This is a genomic window from Clostridium tanneri (assembly GCF_033659955.1).
Classification (GTDB): Bacteria; Bacillota; Clostridia; order Clostridiales; family Clostridiaceae; genus Clostridium_AM; species Clostridium_AM tanneri.
This window is the reverse complement of sequence record NZ_JARUJP010000004.1, coordinates 26,872-44,976: the sequence shown is the minus strand read 5'-3', so window position 1 is coordinate 44,976 and position 18,105 is coordinate 26,872. Positions and strand designations below refer to the sequence as shown.

18 protein-coding genes and 2 other annotated features are annotated in these 18,105 nt (G+C 32.7%); of the genes, 16 read left to right on the top strand and 2 right to left on the bottom strand.

Annotation, left to right across the window (positions count from 1 at the left end; genetic code table 11):
- Positions 1-91: 91 nt before the first annotated feature.
- Positions 92-1,051 (bottom strand): 3D domain-containing protein, encoded by a 960-nt coding sequence (locus tag P8V03_RS04710; protein WP_318796964.1) that lies wholly within the window; start codon positions 1,049-1,051, stop codon positions 92-94.
- 383 nt (positions 1,052-1,434) lie between these two features.
- On the opposite strand from P8V03_RS04710, the gene P8V03_RS04705 reads away from it, so the two are divergent.
- The 5 genes from P8V03_RS04705 to P8V03_RS04685 all read left to right on the top strand — a co-directional run bounded on the left by P8V03_RS04705 (position 1,435) and on the right by P8V03_RS04685 (position 5,298).
- The gene (locus P8V03_RS04705; RefSeq protein WP_261673179.1) at positions 1,435-1,590 is read left to right on the top strand and encodes a hypothetical protein; all 156 of its coding nucleotides are present in this window, start codon (positions 1,435-1,437) and stop codon (positions 1,588-1,590) included.
- Positions 1,591-1,793: 203 nt separating this feature from the next.
- Complete coding sequence (locus P8V03_RS04700) at positions 1,794-2,165, top strand: pyridoxamine 5'-phosphate oxidase family protein (protein WP_261673178.1); 372 nt, start codon at positions 1,794-1,796, stop codon at positions 2,163-2,165.
- 194 nt (positions 2,166-2,359) lie between these two features.
- Positions 2,360-3,601, top strand: coding sequence for an NAD(P)-dependent oxidoreductase (locus P8V03_RS04695; RefSeq protein ID WP_318796962.1), 1,242 nt, complete (start codon positions 2,360-2,362; stop codon positions 3,599-3,601).
- Between the two features lie 159 nt (positions 3,602-3,760).
- Positions 3,761-4,513: an exodeoxyribonuclease III gene (locus P8V03_RS04690; RefSeq protein ID WP_318796961.1), complete on the top strand. Its 753-nt coding sequence runs from the start codon at positions 3,761-3,763 to the stop codon at positions 4,511-4,513.
- Between the two features lie 209 nt (positions 4,514-4,722).
- Complete coding sequence (locus P8V03_RS04685) at positions 4,723-5,298, top strand: ECF transporter S component (protein ID WP_261673175.1); 576 nt, start codon at positions 4,723-4,725, stop codon at positions 5,296-5,298.
- A 59-nt stretch (positions 5,299-5,357) separates the two neighbouring features.
- Here the strand turns inward: P8V03_RS04685 and P8V03_RS04680 are convergent, their stop codons facing one another.
- Entirely contained in the window at positions 5,358-5,630 is a 273-nt protein-coding gene (locus P8V03_RS04680) for a DUF1294 domain-containing protein (RefSeq protein ID WP_261673174.1), read from the bottom strand.
- A 319-nt stretch (positions 5,631-5,949) separates the two neighbouring features.
- On the opposite strand from P8V03_RS04680, the gene P8V03_RS04675 reads away from it, so the two are divergent.
- The 11 genes from P8V03_RS04675 to aroB all read left to right on the top strand — a co-directional run bounded on the left by P8V03_RS04675 (position 5,950) and on the right by aroB (position 18,074).
- Positions 5,950-7,332 (top strand): rhodanese-like domain-containing protein, encoded by a 1,383-nt coding sequence (locus P8V03_RS04675; RefSeq protein ID WP_318796960.1) that lies wholly within the window; start codon positions 5,950-5,952, stop codon positions 7,330-7,332.
- Positions 7,333-7,836: 504 nt separating this feature from the next.
- A complete protein-coding gene (locus tag P8V03_RS04670; protein WP_318796959.1) occupies positions 7,837-8,709 on the top strand; it encodes a DUF1002 domain-containing protein in 873 nt (290 codons plus the stop codon).
- Positions 8,710-8,851: 142 nt separating this feature from the next.
- Positions 8,852-9,106 (top strand) — a binding site (T-box leader).
- A 38-nt stretch (positions 9,107-9,144) separates the two neighbouring features.
- Positions 9,145-9,395, top strand: a binding site (T-box leader).
- Between the two features lie 109 nt (positions 9,396-9,504).
- Entirely contained in the window at positions 9,505-9,711 is a 207-nt protein-coding gene (locus P8V03_RS04665) for a hypothetical protein (protein WP_318796958.1), read from the top strand.
- A gap of 200 nt (positions 9,712-9,911) precedes the next feature.
- Positions 9,912-11,441: a 2-isopropylmalate synthase gene (locus tag P8V03_RS04660; protein ID WP_318796957.1), complete on the top strand. Its 1,530-nt coding sequence runs from the start codon at positions 9,912-9,914 to the stop codon at positions 11,439-11,441.
- Between the two features lie 260 nt (positions 11,442-11,701).
- Positions 11,702-12,964, top strand: a complete 1,263-nt coding sequence (leuC, locus tag P8V03_RS04655; RefSeq protein WP_318796956.1) for a 3-isopropylmalate dehydratase large subunit — start codon at positions 11,702-11,704, stop codon at positions 12,962-12,964.
- Between the two features lie 39 nt (positions 12,965-13,003).
- Positions 13,004-13,495, top strand: a complete 492-nt coding sequence (gene leuD / locus P8V03_RS04650) for a 3-isopropylmalate dehydratase small subunit (protein WP_318796955.1) — start codon at positions 13,004-13,006, stop codon at positions 13,493-13,495.
- On the top strand, positions 13,495-14,574 hold the full coding sequence (gene leuB, locus P8V03_RS04645) for a 3-isopropylmalate dehydrogenase (protein WP_318796954.1): 1,080 nt from the start codon (positions 13,495-13,497) through the stop codon (positions 14,572-14,574). The genes leuD and leuB overlap by 1 nt, the downstream gene beginning before the upstream one ends.
- Before the next feature lie 112 nt (positions 14,575-14,686).
- A complete protein-coding gene (locus P8V03_RS04640; RefSeq protein ID WP_318796953.1) occupies positions 14,687-14,857 on the top strand; it encodes a hypothetical protein in 171 nt (56 codons plus the stop codon).
- A 248-nt stretch (positions 14,858-15,105) separates the two neighbouring features.
- Positions 15,106-16,119: a 3-deoxy-7-phosphoheptulonate synthase gene (aroF, locus tag P8V03_RS04635; RefSeq protein ID WP_318796952.1), complete on the top strand. Its 1,014-nt coding sequence runs from the start codon at positions 15,106-15,108 to the stop codon at positions 16,117-16,119.
- A gap of 33 nt (positions 16,120-16,152) precedes the next feature.
- Positions 16,153-17,010 carry a prephenate dehydrogenase gene (locus tag P8V03_RS04630; RefSeq protein WP_318796951.1) on the top strand — a complete coding sequence of 286 codons (858 nt, stop codon included), beginning with the start codon at positions 16,153-16,155 and terminating at the stop codon, positions 17,008-17,010.
- The gene (gene aroB, locus P8V03_RS04625) at positions 17,007-18,074 is read left to right on the top strand and encodes a 3-dehydroquinate synthase (protein ID WP_318796950.1); all 1,068 of its coding nucleotides are present in this window, start codon (positions 17,007-17,009) and stop codon (positions 18,072-18,074) included. Before P8V03_RS04630 ends, aroB begins: the two co-directional genes overlap by 4 nt.
- Positions 18,075-18,105: the final 31 nt, after the last annotated feature.

Below are 18,105 nucleotides of genomic sequence, written 5' to 3'. Positions count from 1 at the left end.
AAACACTATCAAATTAAAAAACTTTGATAGTGTTTTTATTATTTTAGAATATTACATACGCTTTATAAAATTTGTGTTTCAGGAAAACTATTTAATTAAGTATGTAAACGGTAACCGTTCGTCTACCCCAACTTCTAGCTTCTCCTTCTGAGTGAAAGAATACATCTATTATATTTCCTTTTATAGCACCACCAGTATCACTGGCAACAGCGTATCCATAACCTTCTACGTAAACTCTAGAACCTAGTGGTATAACTCTTGGATCTACAGCTATAGTGCTATATCCACCAGCATCTCTTGTGGTCCCAGCTCCGGAAGCTGTAATACCATCTCCTGTATAAGCTGTTGATTGCATAGTCAGCACCTTTGAATATGAAATGGACTTTGAACTACCACGAGATAAAGTACCGCTCTTTTTGACAGTGCTAGAAGCTTCAACGGCTAATAGCTGGTTTTCCTTTTCAGTGGCTTTACTTAGAAGTTCCTTCTGTGCTTTAATGTCCTTACTTAAAGTTGCCAAAGTATTTTCATTACTTTCCTTTAAGGCTTCTAATTTTTTATTTTCGTTACTTAAGGCATCCTTTTCCTTTGATATAGCCTTCTGCTTTTCTCTAAGCTTTGCAGTGATTTCGTTATCATAACCTATTACCTTTGAAATCATGTCCACCCTTGACATAAGGTCAGTTAAGTTATCAGCAGATAAAACTACCGAAAGATAGCTATCTGCACCACTGATGTACATAGCTCGTACCCTCTTTTTAAATAAATCTTCCTGTTCCCTTGAGTTTTTTTCTGCAGCTTCTAATTTGGCTTGAGTATTTTTCATGTTTTCAGCAATTTTATTCATAGATTTTTTATTGACATCAATTTTCTTTAAAACATCATCAATTTGTTTATCTAATTCTTGAACCTTCGATTGTAATTTTTTCTTTTCATCTTGAGTTTGCTTTAATGTATTCGTTGTACCACTGCTTGGTGCAGCAAAAACACTGGCGTTTATGATTACAGCTAAAGCTAAGGTCATGATAACAGATAAAGTTTTTTTATTCACTTTTACCCCTCCTTAAGCTAGTTATCAATATACAATATTACTTCAAATTTATTGCCGTTCCTTATTATACCATTAAACACTACTTAAATTCAAGTTTATGCAAAGGGAAAAGCTATATAGCAGTTTTTAGTGGCATTTACCTACTTTAAAATTAGGATATAATTGCCTAGAATAATCTATAAATATTGTTTATAATAAGATATGAATGTATAAGAAATTATAATGCATTTTAAAGAGGAATAAATTATTGTTAGATTTAAGGAGGAATGACTATGAAAAAGTTAGTTGTTTTTGGAAGTAAGTATTGACCGGATTGTGATCCACTGAAAGAGTTTCTTTCTGAAAATAATATAAAATATGCCTTTGTTGATATTACTGAAAGTATGTTTAATCTAAAATTGTATCTTAAATTTAGAGATAACAGACCGGAATTTGATGAGATTAAAAAGCAGGGAAGAGTGGGAATACCATTTATATCTGTTAACAATGGAGAAAAGCTAATTTTTGACGAACAACCGGATTTAAATGAACTTATATAATGTTTATGCCTATAGATGGCAACAATATTAGAAACTACAGCTAGCGGGGGATTGTAACCAATATCTACGCTGGCTGTGTTTTTATCCATATTCCTGTAAAGTAACATATGTTACTGATTTTAAGCTTAAATAGGCATATAATTTACTTAAATAGAAAAGATTATATAATGAAGTTAATGTTTCAATGAGAGGAGAATACATAGATGATGCCAGAAAAATTACTGGAAATATTAAAATATGAGGGAGTAGTAGCTATAGTTACTCAAGGAGAGCAAGAGCCTCATGTTGTCAACACTTGGAATAGTTACATTAGAGTAACAGGAGAAGATAGCTTTTTAATTCCTGCAGGATATATGAAGGAGACAGAAGCTAATATAGAAAAAAATAATGCAGTACAGCTTACCATAGGAAGTAGAGAAGTTCAGGGCTTTAATGGTCCAGGTACTGGATTTTTAATAAGAGGAACTGCCGAGTTTTTAAAAGAAGGAGCTAAGTATGATTTAATTAAGGTTAGCTTTCCTTGGGCAAGAGCTGCCTTGGAAGTTAAAATCACTTCTGCTGTACAAACTTTATAATCCTCACTAAGTATGAAGTATTAAGAAAAAAGCTGTATCTTTTAGGATGCAGCTTTTTAAATATATGTAAAAAGCATTAAGATACAACTCATTATCGACAAAATACTGATTAAAATGACAAATTACTGCAAAGATGATATATTAATTTTAGTGAGAAAAGAATTATTTTTAGTAACTAGGAGGATTTTATACAAATGATTAAGTTAAATGAAGAAGCAGGAAGATGCCTATTATGCAAAAACCCAAGATGTAAGCACAGCTGTCCTATAAATACTCCAATTCCGGAAGTTATTGATTTGTTTAAGAAAGGGGAATTAACAAAGGCTGGGGAAATATTATTTGACAATAATCCCTTATCAATTATTTGTTCGATAGTATGCCCTCATGAAGAACAGTGTAAAGGGAGTTGCATAAAGGGAATAAAAGACGTGCCTATTAGTTTTCATGAAATTGAAAAGCATCTCTCAATGAATTTTTTAGAAAATGTAGAACTTAAACCTAAAAATAAACTAGAGGATAGGATTGCTATTGTTGGGGCAGGTCCAGCAGGACTTACAATAGCCTTTATTTTAGCTAGAAAAGGTTATAAGGTTACAATATTTGAGAGTAAAGAAAAAATAGGTGGGGTATTAAGATACGGAATACCAGAGTTTAGATTGCCTAAAAGTATTTTAGATAAGATAGAAGAAAAGTTGGTTCAGTTAGGAGTTAAGATAAGGCCTAATACTTTAATAGGACCGGTAATAACTATAGATAAACTATTTAGTGATGGATATAAAGCAGTATTTATCGGCACAGGAGTGTGGAATCCTAAGACTCTTAATATCAAAGGAGAAAGTCTTGGAAATGTTCATTATGCAATAGACTATTTAAAAGCTCCACAGGTATATAGCTTAGGAAAAAGAGTTTGTGTAATTGGTGCAGGAAATGTAGCTGTTGATGCAGCAAGAACTGCCAAGAGAAATGGGTCTTCAGAGGTATATATACTTTATAGAAAAGATTTTGAAGATATGACTGCTACGAAAGCAGAAATTGAGGAAGCAAAGGAAGATGGTGTTCAATTTGAACTATTTAAAGCTCCTGTTGAAATATTAGAAGAGGGAGTAAAATATATAAGCACCAAGAAAACAGTTGATGAAAATGGAAAAGTAAGAATAGTTTCAGTAGAGGGAACGGAGTCTTTATTTGAATGTGATTCTGTAATAGTGGCTGTTAGTCAGTCTCCAAGAAACAATATAGTTCTGAATAACAGGGGTTTTGAAACTACAAAGCAAGGCCTATTAGTAACAGATGAACTAGGTCATACCACTAGAGAAGGAGTATTTGCTTCAGGCGATGTCGTTACAGGTGCAAGAACAGTAGTTGTAGCTGTTAACCATGCAAAAACCGTTGCAGATACAATCGACAGATTCTGTACAGAACTTAGAAATGAATAGGCAGCAAAGTGGCATATTTATATTGAGATTTATATGCAACTAAACTATAATTATTTCATAATTAGGAAGAATTCTGGTAAAAAGAGGTTATTTTATAGTATTATAATGGGAGGAAATATACAAATTAATACTTAAAATACAACTTTGGAGGGAACATTTATGAAACTAATATCATGGAACGTTAATGGATTGAGAGCCTGTGTTACAAAGGGGTTTTTAGATTTTTTTAAGGAAGTAGATGCAGATGTATTTTGTATTCAAGAAAGTAAGCTGCAGGAAGGCCAAATAGATTTAGACCTTGAAGGTTATTATCAATACTGGAATTATGCTGAAAAGAAAGGTTACTCAGGAACAGCTATATTTACCAAAATTAAGCCTCTAAGTGTAGCTTATGGAATAGGTATTGAAGAACATGATAAAGAAGGAAGGGTTATTACTTTAGAATTTGAAAATTTTTATGTGGTAACAGTTTATACACCAAATTCTAAAGAAGGATTAGCTAGATTGGAATATAGAATGAAGTGGGAAGATGATTTTAGAGATTATCTAAAGTCTTTAGAAAAGAACAAGGCAGTAATTATCTGCGGGGATTTAAATGTAGCTCATAAGGAAATAGACCTTAAGAACCCTAAGACAAACAGAAAAAATGCAGGATTTACCGATGAGGAAAGAGGCAAGTTTACCGAACTTGTTAACTCTGGTTTTATTGATACTTATAGATATTTTAACCCAGATAAAGAAGGGGTTTACTCTTGGTGGTCTTACAGATTTAATGCCAGAAAGAATAATGCTGGCTGGCGTATAGACTATTTCTGTGTTTCAGATTCACTAAAGGATAAATTAGTAAGTGCAGGTATACATACTGAAGTCTTAGGTTCAGATCATTGTCCTGTAGAACTTGTTGTGGAATAGTATATAATTACTAAGTATAGAAGGAGTTATAACTCCAAGCATGGTATAATATTAAAGGAATAATCTTAGCTCTAAAATGGGTATACTTATATAAAGTGTACCGATACATTTTGCACAAAATTCTTTATGGAATATAATAGTAGCAAATGAATTATTTTGCACGAAGAATGCAAATAACATTAGCAATTTATTCATAGGGGGAGAGTTTTATGCAAAAAGAAAGTATCTTACAAAAGAAGCCAAAAACAATAGAAACTGCAAGTCTTGTTCAAATGGCACTTATGATAGCTATAACCTGTGTAGCTACTATGGTTATTAAAGTTCCTACACTTTTTGGTGTGGGCTATGACCACTTAGGTGACAGTATGGTATTTTTAGGAGCAATTCTTTTTGGAAAGAAAAAGGGAGCTATAACAGCAGCGGTAGGTATGAGTTTAGCAGATTTTCTTCTAGGATATGCTTACTATGTACCTTTTACCTTCCTAATAAAGGGAATAATGGCTTATATAGCTGCATCTATTGCCTATAGAGGGAATTATGAGGGTAAAAATATTTTAAATAATATCCTCGGTTTTGTTCTTGGCGGTGCGTGGATGGTTTTTGGATATTTCTTAGCTAAAATCGTAATTGTGCAATATATAGTAGTTAAAGCAGGGACTTTTAGAGAGGCCTTTATCATTGCTCTGGCAGGTATTCAAGGTAATATAGCTCAAGTAACCTTAGGAATGATAATTGCAATTCTATTAGTAAAGGCTTTACATGGAAGATTAAAAGTTTATCAATAAAAATTTAGAACATTAAAAAATCACCCTTAAAAAAGGTGATTTTTTAATGTTTGTATTTTTTACTGTGCAATATTCATAAAACACTTAAAAATTATAAACAATTGCACAAATCCTATAGCAGGAATACCTAATATAAACTTTAAGTGCTTAGTTTTATGTCTAAATAGCTGCATGCCTAAAAATATTCCAGCACTACCAAAGACAGTAGCTACAATAAAAAGCCTAGCTTCTGGTATTCTCCATTGACCTTTTCTGGATTTATTTTTGTCATAGAACATTAAAAACAATCCGTATAGGTTTATAATTATTAAGTAATATAAGAAAATTTTCATTGGTACCCCCCCTAAATTTGTCTATTACAACTGATTTGTTCTTATGTTAATTTTAAAAAATTATTTTATATAGCTATAAGAATTATAACAGATTTGGTTTAAAAAAATCTTTACATCTTTTTAACTTTCCCTAAGGTTATTTTGAAGCAATAGAAAGTTCTTAGAATTTTCAGCTAGAAATATGACTATAAGAATCTGCTATATATAGACAGAGAATTATAAAAAAATGCAATAAATCAATACATTTACTTTTTTATATAATAATATTAAAATTAATACTTGGTATTTTATATTAAGAACTTTAAGGAGGATCAGTAAATTGAGGAAGATTAGTAAATTATTAGGAGTGGTTCTAGCATTATCTCTATCTACGTCAGTACTATCTGCCTGTGGCGGTAAGCAAGAGGCTAAAAACACTGATGAAATTAAGACTATCTCCACAAAAGACCTAAAGGATAAGGTTGGCAAAAGTGATTGGGTTATAGTTGACACAAGAGAAAATGATGCTTTTAATGGATGGAAACTTGATGGTGTAAAAAGAGGTGGACATATTAAAGGGGCAACAGATTTTTCAGCAGCATGGTTGAAAGTTGATAACAAAAATAAAGACAAGACTTTAGAGGAAGCTTTAAAAACAAAGGGAATATCTCCTGAAAAAAATGTGGTTTTATATGATGCCAACGGAAAAGATGGGAAGGAAGTTGCAGATTATTTATCTCAAAAAGGATATAAAAATATATATAGCTATGATGTTAAAGATTGGGCAAAAGATGAAACTCTTCCTATAGAAGCCTATGTTAACTACCAAATGTTAGTTCCAGCTTCTTGGGTAAAGGATTTAATTGATGGTAAAAAACCGGAAAATTATAACGGTAAAGAATATAAGGTTTTTGAAGTTTCTTGGGGGGAAGAGAAAGATTCTCCAGATTATTTAAAGGAAGGTCATATTAAAGGGGCAGTACATATAAATACTGATGAAGTAGAAGAAGGACCTCTTTGGAATCGTCTTTCTGATGACAAGCTTCAAAAATTTGCAGAGAGCAATGGAATAACAGTAGACACTACAACAGTATTGTACGGTGCTGATTCAATGGCAGCCTATAGAGTAGCGGCTATACTAAAGTATATAGGTGTTAAGGATGTTAGAGTATTAAATGGCGGAACTGCTAAATGGAAAACTGCAGGATATGACCTAGAAAAAACATCTAATAAAAAGACTGCTATAGCTTCCTTTGGAGCAAAGGTTCCTGCAAATAAAGACTATATTATTGATTTACCACAAGCTAAAGAAATAATAGCAGATAAACAAGGTAGCAGATTGGTGGACATAAGAAGTTGGGATGAACATATAGGCAAGACCTCAGGATATGACTATATAAAACCTATGGGTCGTCCAGCAGGTTCAGTATGGGGACATGCTGGCTCAGATAACTCAAGTTTAGAACATTATAGAAATATAGATAATACAATGCGTAATAAAGATGAAATTATTGATATGTGGAAGGAATGGGGAATTACCCCACAGCAAAGGTTATCCTTCTTTTGCGGAACTGGATGGAGAGCAGCAGAAGTATTGTTATATGCAGATGTAATGGGATTAAAAAATATATCTCTATATGATGGAGGCTGGAATGAATGGAGTGGGAACACTGGAAACCCAGCAAATCCAATAGAAACAGGCGAACCTAAAAAACAACAATAGATATATTTTAACGGTATTAAAATATGAAAATAAAAAATATTTTAAAATGGATAGGAACTTTTTTTCAGGTAATCTTAGTGATATTTGCCATGACAATACACTTTCTGTCAGATAAAAAGATGGGAATAATGCGTTCTTTAACATATAGGAATGCAGCTTTTGATAAAGTCTCTTTAAAGATTAAAATAATTTATGCTTTAATTTTTATATTGTTAGTAATCTTAATTTTAACTATTAGATACTATAGAGACTTTCAAAAGTTTAAGTGGCACTTATTGTTTATACTATTTAATTTAATAATAGTAATCTGTGCACTTAAGTTAGATAGTGAAACACTAGTATCCTATTATGTGCTGCTAATATCAGCTTTTGCTGTATTATTTATACAGTTAATAAAATTTATTTTTACTTAAATAGAAAGAGTAGACAACTAAAGGTCTACTCTTTCTATATTTTTTAAATTTATGGTATAATTAAATAAAAATGATACTATAAAAAGGAGACTTGAAAATGAAAAGAATTATAAGTAGATTATTAGTAGCAGTTTTTGCTATATCCACTGTAATAGCTATACCAGCACAAAGAGTTCATGCTGATGCCTTTAAAGTAGTTACTTTAGGAGCAGATTTAAGCAGTAAGCAAAAGGAAGATATGCTTAAGTATTTTGGAGTGAATAGACAGGAAGCTAGTGTGTTAGAAGTAACTAATGCAGAGGAAGCTAAATATCTAGCAGAAGTGGCATCTGCAAAGGAGATTGGAACAAAATCCATATCCTGTTCTTACGTAGAACCTACAGATAAGGGAGGACTAGTTATATCTACAAACAATATATACTGGGTTAGTGAAAGTATGATAAAAAATGCTTTAATTACTGCAGGTATAAAAAATGCTACAGTAAAAGTATCTGCGCCTTTTAATGTATCAGGTACAGCAGCTCTCACAGGAATATTAAAGGGTTTTGAGAACAGCAGTGCTGGTGAAAAAATTGATGAAAATAAAAAAGAGGCTGCCAATCAAGAATTAGTAGTCACTGGTAAATTAGGAGAAAAAATAGGACAAGATGAAGCAGCAGGATTAATAAATGAAGTTAAAAAAGAAGTTGTAAAGGAAAAGCCTAAGACTGACGAGGAAGTAAAGGATATTGTAGTTAATATAGTTAACAACTACAACTACAACTTAAGCCAGGAAGATATAGATAAAATAATAGCAGTAATGAAAAAGATAAGCAGCTTAAATCTAGATTTTAATGCACTAAAAAACCAACTAAACGATGTTTCAAAGGGGTTACAAGCAGTACTACAAAGTGATGAAGCCCAAGGGTTTTTTGAAAAAATATTTAGGGCTATAAAGGCTTTTTTCTCAGAACTTTCTAGTTAATAAAGAGGATAATTTGTTGCTTAAAAGGTATTGACATTGGTATTAAATGGAGTTAAAATAGTAAAAACAGAAAATTTTAAAAATAAATACTAATTTAAAAGCTAGTATATTCCGTTGATATTTTCATATATATTAATAAGTATATAAAACTGTGATAGGGATAAGTAGATATGCTAAGTATCTTTTAGAGAGTAGGTATTGGTGGAAGCCTACAGATACACATATTGAAACTCACCCTTGAGTTGTAAGCTGAACTTATTGGTAACTTAAACTAGATGAAATTTAAATTTTATCTGACTTTTAGTTATCAAATATAGTAAGCTGAGCCGGTGATGAGCCGTTATCAAATTGAGTAAAAAATTTGGGTGGTACCGCGAACAGACTTCTCGCCCCAAGGCGAGAGGTCTGTTTTTTATTTCTAAAAATAAATAATGAGTAAAAACTATGATAGGAATAAGTAGATATGTTAAGTATTTTTCAGAGAGTGAGCAGTGGTGAAAGCTCATAAATACACATATTGAAACTCACCCTTGAGTTGTAGACTGAAATAAGTATAGTCTAAAAAGGAGAAGGTTTAAAAAAATCTCATTTTAGTTTATAGATAAAGTAAGTTGAGCCGGCAATAAGCCGTTATTAAATTAAGTGAAAAATTTGGGTGGTACCGCGATAGACTTCTCGCCCCAAGAGAGGTCTATTTTTTATACCCTAAAATGATAATAATTTTCTTCTGGCCAGAGAAAGTTTATTAATATATGTAAATTTGTTGAGGATATGTAATTATGAGGAGGGGGCAAAATGTTAAAATGTCAGGAGTTTAATAAAGTTAATGGTTCCGCAGGAAATAGTGAAACATCAATAGATGCTGCTGAAAAGGCAGGGAATAATACAGGAATGAATTTAGTTTATGAAGCAGGAAAATCATATTATAACTATTTAAGTAATATGAAATCAGAAGAGTCTTCTGGTAACAGTGATTATTGTACAGTATTTATGATGTTCTAAGTTTAGAAAAGACAATTTTAAGTTGCTTTAGATAATGTAGGTGGTAAATGTACCTAAGACATTTACCACTTACTTAATCAATATTGTAATTAGTTAAGTGTACACAATTAAGAGTTACTTCAATTTTGGATCTTCTCACTACAGTAAATAACTAGGTTTTTACAGGAACAGAAATGCATTGATTATAAGGAGGAAATAAGATGACTAAGAAAATATATATTTTTGACACCACTTTAAGAGATGGAGAACAAACTCCTGGTGTGAGTTTAAATATAGAAGAAAAGCTCCAGATTGCAGTACAGCTTCAACAATTAGGGGTAGATGTAATTGAGGCAGGCTTTCCCTTTGCATCCAAGGGGGATTTTGAGGCAGTTAAAGCAATTGCGGAGAATATAAGGGGACCAGTTATTGTAGGATTGGCTAGGACAACAAAACAGGATATTAATACAGCATGGCAAGCTTTAAAGTATGCTGAAAATCCTAGAATTCACACTTTTATTGCTACTTCTGATATTCACATGGAGCATAAACTAAAGATGGAGCCAGAGGAAGTCTTAAAAAGAGTTTATGAAATGGTATCCTATGCCAAGTCTCTGTGTCCAAGTGTTGAATTTTCTCCAGAGGATGGTACTAGAACAAGACGGGCATTTTTGTATAAAGTTATAGAAACTGCAATAGATGCAGGAGCTGATGTAATTAATATGCCAGATACAGTAGGTTATTCAACTCCAAGTGAATTTGGAGCCCTTATAAAAGATATTAAAGATAATGTCCCTAATATTTACAAGGCTATAATAAGTGTTCACTGCCATAACGATCTAGGACTTGCAGTGGCAAATTCTTTGGCAGCAGTTGAAAATGGAGCAGAACAAGTAGAATGTGCTATAAATGGATTAGGGGAGAGAGCTGGAAATGCTGCACTAGAGGAAATAGTAATGGCTATAAAAACTCGTAACCTTCACTTTAATTGTCATACCAACATTATAACAGAACAGATAACTAAAACAAGTAATCTAGTAAGCTACATTACAGGGATGCAAATTCAGAATAATAAAGCGGTAGTAGGGGTAAATGCCTTTGCTCATGAATCTGGTATTCACCAGCATGGAGTTTTAGAGTGTAGAGAAACCTATGAAATAATGACACCGGAATCTGTGGGATTAAAGAAAAATTCTATAGTTCTTGGTAAGCACTCAGGTAGACATGCCTTCGAGGAAAGACTAAAGGAATTAGGTTACACTAATGTAAGCCATGATAAGATAAATGAGGCTTTTGTGAAATTTAAGGATTTAGCAGATAAGAAAAAAGTAGTATCTGATGAAGATATTGAAGCATTAATAAATCATGAGGTATTTCGAACTTCGGAGATATACACCATTGAATATTATCAAATTTCAAGTGGAAATAGCACTGTCGCTACCTCTACTGTTAAGGTTAACTTTAATGGAGAAACTTTTAGTGAGGCTGCTTGTGGTGATGGTCCCGTTGATGCAACCTTTAAAGCTATTGAAAAGGCTGTAGGCATTAGCGTGAATTTAAAGGATTATTTTATAAAAGCAGTAGGTACAGGAAAGGATGCCTTAGGAGAAGTTACACTAAAGATTGAGAAGGAAAGCAAGATATTTTCAGGCAAAGGAATAAGTACGGATATTGTAGAGGCAAGTGCAAAGTCATTTATTAATGCAATTAATAAGATGCTCTATCTTAATTCTAATGACATTGGTGCATAAAAATTATAAATTGTTCATTTATCAGTAAGATATTGGATAAGTGCATCTAAAGATAAGTTATGTAATACGTTATAATAGGTTTATATATACTTGGAAAAGTTTTACTTACGAAGTTAAATCAAATCAGGAACTCAGTGCTATTTAAGTTTATTAAAAAACTTTAATTTGATAATGAAAAAGAAATTTTGTCACTGTTATATAGTAAAGAGATATACTGTTGACAGTTGAGTATTAGAGTAAAATAGATAGGGGGCAATAAAATGGGAATGACAATGACACAAAAGATTTTAGCTGCACATGCAGCAGTAGATAGTGTAAAAGCAGGAGAATTAATTATGGCTAAGATAGACTTGGTACTTGGCAATGATATTACAACTCCTGTAGCAATTAGGGAATTTAATAAAATAGGGGCAGATAAGGTTTTTGATAAGAATAAAATAGCTATTGTACCAGATCACTTTACACCAAACAAAGATATTAAATCAGCAGAACAATGCAAATGTGTAAGGGAATTCGCATATGACAAGGATATAGAAAACTATTTTGAAATTGGTCAAATGGGAATTGAACATGCTCTAATTCCCGAAAAGGGACTAGTGGTTTCTGGAGATGTGATAATTGGAGCGGACTCACATACTTGTACCTATGGAGCTTTAGGTGCATTTTCCACCGGAGTTGGAAGCACAGATATGGGTGCTGCTATGGCTGTAGGAGAAACCTGGTTTAAAGTGCCAGAGGCTATAAAGTTCATACTTAAAGGCAAATTGAATTCTTGGGTAAGTGGAAAAGATTTAATTCTTCATATTATAGGGATGATAGGAGTAGATGGAGCTCTTTATCAATCTATGGAGTTTACAGGGGAAGGAATTAAGAACCTATCTATGGACGATCGTTTTACTGTGGCAAATATGGCTATTGAAGCTGGAGCAAAAAATGGAATTTTTGAAGTAGATGAAAAGACCATAGAGTATATGAAGGAACATTCTAAAAAGAATTATACAATTTTTAAGGCTGATGAAGATGCAAAATACTCAAAAGTTATAGAAATAGATTTAGGAACTGTCAAGCCAACAGTAGCTTTTCCACATCTTCCCGAAAACACAAGAACTATTGATGAAGTAGGAGATGTAGCTATTGATCAAGTAGTTATAGGATCTTGTACTAACGGAAGGATATCAGATATGAGAGTAGCGGCTGAAATTCTAAAGGAAAGAAAGATAAATCCAAAAGTTAGAACCATAATTTTTCCAGCAACTCAAAAAATTTACCTTCAAGCAATAAGAGAAGGTCTTATTGAAATTTTTATAGAAGCAGGAGCGGTAGTAAGTACACCAACTTGCGGGCCTTGCCTTGGAGGACATATGGGAATTTTAGCTAAGGGTGAAAGAGCAGTAGCTACTACAAATAGAAATTTTATAGGGAGAATGGGACATACAGAAAGTGAAGTATATTTAGCAAGTCCAGCAGTAGCAGCGGCTTCAGCGATTACAGGAAAAATTTCATCACCAGAAGAGATTTTTTAATATAATCTGGAAAATTTAGTTATTAGGAGGCTTTATAATATGATGAATGGAAATGTAATTAAATATGGGGATAACATAGATACAGACGTTATTATACCAGCTAGATACTTAAGTACCAGTGAACCTAGGGAGCTTATGCTTCATTGTATGGAGGATTTAGATAAAAACTTTTCAAGCAAGGTAAAAAGTGGAGATATTATGGTGGCAGGAAAAAACTTTGGATGTGGCTCTTCTAGAGAACATGCACCTATAGTAATTAAGGCTGCTGGCATTAGTTGTGTAATTGCGGAGACCTTTGCAAGAATTTTTTATAGGAATGCAATAAATATTGGACTTCCAATAATGGAATGCCCAGAAGCTGCAGAGGATATTGAGGAGGGTAATGATATTTCTATAAATTTTAGCACAGGGGTTATCACTAATAGAACTAAAGACAAAACTTATTCGGCAGCTCCTTTTCCAGAGTTTATGCAAAAAGTTATGGAATCAGATGGATTTATAAATTACTTAAAGAAAGAGGTTGGTAAGTAATGAGAGTAGCAGTTATACCAGGAGATGGAATCGGTAAAGAAGTAATTGCTCAAGCCGTTAAGGTGTTAAAAGCTGTATCTAATAAATATAATTTTAGTATTAATTTCAAAGAGGCGTTACTTGGAGGAGCAGCTATAGATGTAACAGGAGTACCTCTTCCCAATGAAACTATAGAAATTTGTAAGAATAGTGATGGAATACTTTTGGGAGCTGTTGGTGGCCCTAAGTGGGATAAGCTACCTGGAAATATAAGACCAGAGGCAGGCCTTCTTGGTATAAGAAAAGAATTAGGTGTATTTGCTAATTTAAGACCGGCAATTCTTTTTTCGGAGCTTAAAGTTGCTTCAAACCTAAAAGAAGAAGTTCTAGGTGATGGATTAAATATCATGATAGTTAGAGAACTTATTGGTGGAGCATATTTTGGAGAGAAGAAAAGAATAGGGGATAAAGCTTGGGATACTATTGCCTATTCAGTACCAGAAATAGAGAGAGTTACAGTAAAAGCCTTTGAAATAGCAAGAAAGAGAGCAGGAAAGCTTACTCTTGTAGATAAGGCAAATGTACTTGAAAGCTCCAGGCTTTGGAGAGAAGTGGTTAATAGGATAGCGGAGGATTTCAAAGATGTTCAGTTAAGCTATATGTATGTAGATAATGCAGCAATGCAGCTTATTAGAGATCCTAAACAGTTTGATGTAATTCTTACAGAAAATATGTTTGGGGATATATTAAGCGATGAGGCTTCAATGCTAACTGGATCTCTAGGAATGTTGCCATCTGCAAGTCTTGGTGAAGGAAATGTGGGGCTATATGAGCCAATACATGGATCTGCTCCAGATATAGCAGGACAGGATAAGGCTAATCCTATTGCAGCTATTATGAGTGCGGCTATGATGCTTCGTTACAGCTTTAATAATGAAGAAGCAGCTAATGACATTGAGAAAGCTGTTGCTAGAGTTATTGAGAGAGGCTACCGATCCTTGGATATTATGGAAGCTAAAATGAAAGTTGTAGGCACTGAAGAAATGGGAAACCTTATTGCTAATGAAGTTTCAAAATTTCAAATTTTTAAAAAAATATAAAAATTTTTATTGACATAGAAAATCTAGGTGATATAATTTTTAATAATATAGTTTTAAGATGGAAATTAATTAAAGTGATTTATAAATTAAGAACTGTTTGGAGGATTAAATTATGAAAAATATCATTGGAAAGGGAATAAGCGGAAAACTTTATTTTTACTTTAGCTGGGGCTATTTTTACTTTAGCGCTGGTTACTTTTTCTGCAAAAAAATATTTATTTCCGTTCTCAATGAGTTTAATAAATCTAAGTTTATATCCTGTAGGAGACTTCTACAGGTATAATAGCATAAATTTGATTTATAAGATAAGGCTCATTAGAGCCTTATTTTTTTTATCAAAATTTATAGAAAGTATACTCACTTATATCAATATGTATATTAATTAGCTCTTAAGCCGGCAAAGAGTTATTAATTATATATTAAATAAAATTTCATTATGAATTTAGAATGTTGATGATGCTTAGTAAGGTTATAGAATTTAAGTATAAGATAGTGATATTAAAATCTTTAAGAAATTTAGGAGGGGAATACATGATAGTAATAATGAGAAATGATGCAACTAGAGAAGAAATAATTAAACTAATAGAAAAAATTGAAAAAGAGGATTGTAAGGTAAGTGTAGTGCAGGGAGAAAAACAATGCGTATTAGGGCTTATTGGAGACACTACAAGAATTGACCCAAGTAAAATTGAAGCAAAGGAGTTTGTGGAAAGAGTTACTAAGGTGCAGCAGCCTTATAAATTAGCTAATAGACTATTTCACCCTGAGGATACAGTTATAAAGGTTGGAGATGAAACCATAGGAGGAAATAAACTAGCTGTTATAGCAGGTCCTTGCTCTGTAGAAAGTGAATCTCAGATTATTGAAATTGCAAAAAAGGTAAAGGAAAGTGGGGCAGGATTCTTAAGGGGAGGAGCTTTCAAGCCAAGAACTTCACCATACAGCTTTCAGGGGCTTAAAAAACATGGTTTAGAACTATTAAAAATTGCTAGAGAGGAAACTGGGCTTCCAATTGTAACAGAAATTATGTCCCCAGATATGATAGATGACTTTGAAAGAGATGTTGATATTATACAGGTAGGGGCTAGAAACATGCAGAATTTTGAACTTTTAAAGCAGCTAGGAAGAACAAATAAACCTATACTTTTAAAAAGAGGTTTATCTGCCACCATTGAAGAATTGATTATGTCTGCAGAATATATAATGTCAGAAGGCAATGAAAAAATAATTCTATGTGAAAGAGGTATAAGAACTTTTGAAACTTACACAAGAAACACCTTAGATTTAAGTGCCATACCTGCCATAAAAAGATTAAGTCATTTACCAGTAATAGTTGATCCAAGTCATGCAGCAGGAATGTGGTGGATGGTAGAGCCATTATCCAAAGCAGCGGTGGCTGTTGGAGCAGACGGTTTGATTGTTGAGGTACACAATGATCCTGAAAATGCTAAATGTGACGGGCAGCAATCCATAAAACCGGAAAGATTTAAATCACTTATGGAAGACTTAGCTGTAATGGCTAATATAGAAAAAAAGGTAATTTAGAATACCTAAATTATAAATCTGGGGGAGATATTATTGGATGAATGTGACTTTAGATTTAATATAGTAATTGTAGGTCTTGGTCTTATAGGAGGCTCTTATGCAATGGCACTTAGACAATTAAGACCAGTTCAAATAAATGCAATAGACATGGACAAAAAGGTTTTGCATACAGCCTTTGAAATGGGGATAATAGATAAGGGCTGTGATAATAGTGGGGATATACTAAAGGAAGCTGATTTGATAATCATAGCTCTTTACCCAGAGGAAACCATAAGGTTTGTAAGAAATAATATAATGAATTTTAAAAAGGGTGCTGTGATAACTGATAGTTGTGGAGTAAAAATTGAGGTAGTGGAAAAGATAAATTCTTTCCTACCTCAAGAAATAGATTTTGTTGCAGGACATCCCATGGCAGGAAAAGAATCAAAGGGTTTTCAGCAGGCTTCCAAGGATATTTTTAAGGATGCTAATTATATAATTACTCCCACTAAAAGAAACAAAAAAGAAAATATAGCGCTTATAGAAAAAATGGCAAAGGCAATAGGATGTAAAAATGTAGTATACTTAACTCCAGAAGAACATGATAAAATAATATCATTTACAAGTCACCTTCCACACGTTATAGCAGTATCCCTTATGAATTCAAACATTACAGAAAATGATATCGGGCTGTTTACTGGAGGAAGCTTTAAAGACGTTACAAGAGTTGCAGCAATAAATTCAACGTTGTGGTCAGAACTTTTTACACTGAACTCGAAAAATTTAATTGATGAAATTGAGAGTTTCGAAAAGGGTATTAAAGAAATAAAAAAAGCTATAGAATTAGAGGATAGGGAAACATTAACTGATATTTTAAAAAGTGCCTCTATAAAAAGGAGAAAGATTTTATGAAAAGCAACATACTAAAAATAGAGCTTAAAGAGAATAGCTATAGTATATATATTGAAAGAAATATTTTCAATAAGGTAGGAGATTACCTTGATGAACATTATAAAAATAGAAAAATAGCTATAATTACAGATAATAATTTAGAAAAATTATACGGAAAAAACTTCAAGGAGATTTTAGAGAAAAGAGGATTTAATACAAAAATTATTTCTGTAAAACCTGGCGAGGAGAGTAAATCTATAGATACCCTTAAAGAGATATATGAAAAACTATCAAATTTTAGGCTTGGAAGAGAGGATTTAATAATAGCTTTAGGTGGTGGTGTTGTAGGAGATTTAGGAGGCTTTGCAGCCTCCACCTATTTAAGGGGAGTTCCTTATATTCAAATTCCAACTTCTCTTCTAGCTCAAGTTGACAGCAGCATAGGCGGGAAGGTAGCGGTAGATTTACCTTGGGGAAAAAATTTAATCGGAAGCTTTTATCACCCAAGGGCTGTTTTTATAGATCCAGAGTTATTAAAAACCTTACACAAAAGGTTCTTTCATGATGGATTAGCAGAGGTTATAAAATATGGATGTATAAGAGATGAGAGCATTATTTTTCAGCTCCTAAACTTTAAAGATGATAAAGAACTCCTAGATAACATAGATACCTTAATACTTAAGTGTTGTAGTATAAAAAAATCAGTGGTAGAACTAGATGAAAAGGACTTTGGAGATAGAATGCTTCTCAATTTCGGACATACTTTAGGTCATGCTGTAGAAAAATACTTTAGTTATAAGGAATATACCCATGGAGAAGCGGTGGCTATTGGAATGGCTGAAATAACTAGAAAAAGTGAAAAACTTCAAATTACAGAAAAAGGGAGTTCAAAATTGGTAGAAGAAGTATTGGAAAAGTATGAACTGCCTTATAAGGCCCCACTAATGGATAGAGAAGAAATCTTTAAAGCTATAGCTTTAGACAAAAAGAATAGTGGAGAGAATATTAACTTAATTTTACTTAGGAAAATGGGAGAAGGCATGATTAGAAAAGTAAAAGTTGATGAATTAGAAAAGTATATTTAAAATTAGATTAGTTGCTAGTAAAGAAGAGTAG